Source organism: Psychroserpens sp. XS_ASV72 (assembly GCF_041224425.1).
GTDB lineage: Bacteria > Bacteroidota > Bacteroidia > Flavobacteriales > Flavobacteriaceae > Psychroserpens.
The window spans coordinates 1-390 of the sequence record NZ_JBGFGL010000052.1 but is presented as its reverse complement, the minus strand read 5'-3'; the positions used below and the strand labels follow the sequence as shown (position 1 = coordinate 390).

Below are 390 nucleotides of genomic sequence, written 5' to 3'. Positions count from 1 at the left end.
CTGTGCAAATGAGTACACCATTACCAGAACCTGGACACTTGTAGACGAATGCGGTAACGAGAACATACAGATACAGACCATCAATGTGGTGGATACTACTGATCCAACCTTTACGGTTCCTGCTGGCACCACTATCGAGTGCGACCAGGATGCCAACGATTTGACACTTACTGGTGACGTGACGGACGAGACAGACAACTGCTCAAATGGATTGGAGGCAACATATTCTGATGCAATCACTGAAGGTAGCTGTGCAAATGAGTACACCATTACCAGAACCTGGACACTTGTAGACGAATGCGGTAACGAGAACATACAGATACAGACCATCAATGTGGTGGATACTACTGATCCAACCTTTACGGTTCCTGCTGGCACCACTATCGAGTG

1 pseudogene is annotated in these 390 nt (G+C 47.2%); it reads left to right on the top strand.

From position 1 onward, the window contains the following. A pseudogene (locus AB9K26_RS00680) lies at positions 1-390 on the top strand (gliding motility-associated C-terminal domain-containing protein); the annotation flags it as partial.